4 protein-coding genes are annotated in these 3,143 nt (G+C 64.3%); all 4 read right to left on the bottom strand.

What is annotated here, in order from left to right:
• A partial coding sequence (purM, locus tag A2J01_RS34105; protein WP_064114442.1) for a phosphoribosylformylglycinamidine cyclo-ligase occupies positions 1-934 on the bottom strand: 934 nt, incomplete at its 3' end.
• A gap of 207 nt (positions 935-1,141) precedes the next feature.
• Positions 1,142-1,888 carry an AIM24 family protein gene (locus A2J01_RS34100; protein WP_003939813.1) on the bottom strand — a complete coding sequence of 249 codons (747 nt, stop codon included), beginning with the start codon at positions 1,886-1,888 and terminating at the stop codon, positions 1,142-1,144.
• A 13-nt stretch (positions 1,889-1,901) separates the two neighbouring features.
• A complete protein-coding gene (locus A2J01_RS34095) occupies positions 1,902-2,579 on the bottom strand; it encodes an AIM24 family protein (protein WP_003939918.1) in 678 nt (225 codons plus the stop codon).
• Between the two features lie 3 nt (positions 2,580-2,582).
• Positions 2,583-3,143: AIM24 family protein (locus tag A2J01_RS34090; RefSeq protein WP_064114441.1), on the bottom strand; the 561-nt coding region annotated here is incomplete at its 5' end.

Below are 3,143 nucleotides of genomic sequence, written 5' to 3'. Positions count from 1 at the left end.
CGACCATGCCGACGCCCATGTTGAACGTCTGCTCCATCTCGGCGCGCTCGACGCGTCCGCGCTGCGCGATCATGGCGAAGACCGGAGCGGGGCTCCAGGTTCCGCGATCGAGTTCGGCGACCAAGCCCTTGGGCATGACGCGCGCGAGGTTGTTGGCGAGGCCGCCACCGGTGACGTGGCAGAACGTGCGCACGTCGGTCTCGGCAGCGAGTGCCAGGCAGTCCTTGGCGTAGATCTTGGTGGGCTCGAGCAGCTCCTCACCGAGCGTGCGGCCGAACTCGTCGACGTGTGCGCTCAGGTTCATGCGGTCGATCTCGAGCAGGACCTTGCGGGCCAGTGAGTAACCGTTGGAGTGCAGTCCCGAAGAACCCATCGCGATGACGACGTCGCCGGGGCGAACGCGATCCGGTCCGAGCAGCTTCTCTGCCTCCACGACGCCGACACCGGTGGCGGAAAGGTCGTAGTCACCGTCGGCCATGATGCCGGGGTGCTCGGCGGTCTCGCCGCCGAGGAGAGCGCAGCCGGCCTGGATGCAGCCCTCGGCGATTCCGCTGACCAATTCCGCGACGCGCTCGGGGATGACCCGGCCGACGGCGATGTAGTCCTGGAGGAACAGCGGCTCGGCGCCACAGACGACGAGGTCGTCGACAACCATGGCGACGAGGTCGAGTCCGACCGTGTCGTGCTTGTCCATCGCCTGCGCGACAGCGAGCTTGGTTCCGACGCCGTCGGTCGATGCGGCGAGCAACGGCTCCTTGTAGTCACCCTTGAGGGAGAACAAGCCGGCGAAACCACCGAGGCCACCCATGACCTCGGGGCGGCTGGCCTTCTTGGCCAGAGGGGCGAAGAGTTCCACCGCCCGGTCGCCTGCGGCGATATCGACTCCTGCTGCCGCGTAGGAGGCGCCTGCGGTGCGGTGACTGTCCTCGGTCATCGGGTTACTACTCCAGCCTTGTATTTCTCGCGAGCATGTATTGCTCGTGCACAGGTAAGTGGTCTTGCAATGTGAAGTGTTTGCAATCCTCGTGACGCGAGATGGATCGTTCGACTCGAGACCCAGAGCGCGCACACAAATACCGACGATTACGCCCATACGCTACCGGACCGGCCCCCTCGGTGAGACCTCGCGTACCCCGAGACGTCAGTTCTGCAGCCGCGCACCGATCGAGGCGTGCAGTGCGCGCAGACTGTTCTGCCCGAGTGCGACCGTCTCGGATTCGATGTGTTTGAGGAGGTGTCCGTCGTGGACGACCTTCTCGCTCGACTGGATCAGTACCGTCCCGGCTCCGGTGAAATCGAACTGGCGTTCTTCGCCGGTGTTCGCGCCGAACATGCTTCCGCGAACCGCGCCCAGGAAGCTCTGCATCCAGTCGGCATCGAAGTGGTGGGACGGCGACGGGCAGTCGGCCCAACCCACCAACGCTTGCGGGTCGATGCGCAGCGGCGGCTCCGCGAACATGACCGGGCCATTGGACGACGCCAGGAACTTGCCTGTCCCCAGTAGCGTCAAAAAGCCTGGGACGATGGACTGTTTGAGGTCCAGGCTGGTCTCGAAGGCGAGGAGATTGGCCGCGCGAATCGTGAGGTTGCCGTCGTCGAGGTCGTAGGAATTGATGTTGAATCCGCGGTCCCCGAGGATCAACTTGCCCTGTCCCTGAGCGAGCACCCAGTCGTCCGCGTAGAGCGGTGAAGAAAACCTGGCCGCGACGATCGCCGTCATGCTCGTGCGCCCGAGCGGCTCGAAGTTGATGTTTCCGTAGTACGCGATCATCGCGCCCTTGGACGTGAACCACGGTTGTCCGGCCATCTCGACGCAGAAGGCGTAGTCGTTGCCCGGGACGTTGTCGTTGGCGGGCAGAGTTGCCGGATTGTGAATTTCGATACCCATGCTCTGTGCCCTCTCAGAACTTCTGCTCGGACGCCTGGACCCAAACGGTGCCGGCGCCGGTCATCTTCAGCTGGATGGACTCCCCCGAGCCCTTGCCGACGGCCTCGCGCCAGCCGACGTTCGCGGAGATGTCGACGTTGATCTGACCGATGTGGCACACGTATGCCTGCGGGTCGACGACGACCTGAGGATTGTTCGGACCGACCTGCAACGGAATCGCGCCCCCGTGCGAGAGGACCGCGACGCTTCCCTGTCCGTGCAACTGCGTCGTGAACAGCCCTTGACCGGTCATGGCGCCGCGTACTGCTCCGCGCACACCGCCCTGCGACGTGAGAGCGACTATCGAACTCTGGAGGTAACCGTCGTGTGCGAGGAGTCGGTCGGCTTCGACGGTGAGCATTGACGACCCGTCGAGGTGGATGACCTCGACGTACAAGCCGGCATGCCCGTAGAAGACCTCACCGTTTCCCTCGGCCGCCATCATGCGTGCATGCTCGCCGGACATCATGCGGCCGGCCATCCCGGCGATACCGCCCATGTTCGGCATGGCGCCGGGCCCACCGCCCATGCTGTGCGGGATGAAGCGGACGTCACCGGTGTAGTAGAGCATCGACCCGGTGCGGGCGAGCACGTTCTGGCCCGGCGCGAGGGTCGACTTGACGACCTTGCTGTTCACCAATTCCAACGGCATGGTTCAGCGCTCCTCGGGCTGGATGTAGACGACTCCGGATCCGTCGAATCGCAGCGAGAACGCTTCACCGCTGCCACCGCCGATCGCAGAGCGCCAGGTGACGTCGGTGACGAAGCTCTGGTTCAGCTGGCCACGGTGAGCGACGAATGCGTCGGGATCGGCAACCAGCGGATACTGCGGGCTGACTTCGAGCGCGATGATCGGTCCGCCCTTCGACAGCACCGCCACCAGACCGGTGCCGCTGACGACCGTCGTGAACAAGCCCTGTCCGGAACCTGCGCCGCGGAGACCGGCAAATTTCACGTCGGTTCGCAGTTGGCCGACCAATGCGAGCAATTGCGAGGCTTCGACGTGCAAAGCGTCGTTGTTGAGCTCGATGATCGTGATGTCCTGGGCGTCGACCGCGAAGTAGACGGTGCCTTGACCGCTGACTTCCATCAGGGACAGTGATTCACCTGCCGCCTTCTGTTTCAGCGCGGCACGTAACCCACCGCCACCGCCCATTCCGGCGTTCTTGAAGGTGATCGCACCCTCGTACGCCACCATCGAGCCGTTGATCGCTTT

This window comes from Rhodococcus sp. EPR-134 (assembly GCF_001647205.1).
Classification (GTDB): domain Bacteria; phylum Actinomycetota; class Actinomycetes; order Mycobacteriales; family Mycobacteriaceae; genus Rhodococcus_F; species Rhodococcus_F qingshengii.
The sequence above is the reverse complement of the archived record's forward strand: the minus strand, read 5'-3'. Positions and strand labels throughout refer to the sequence as shown.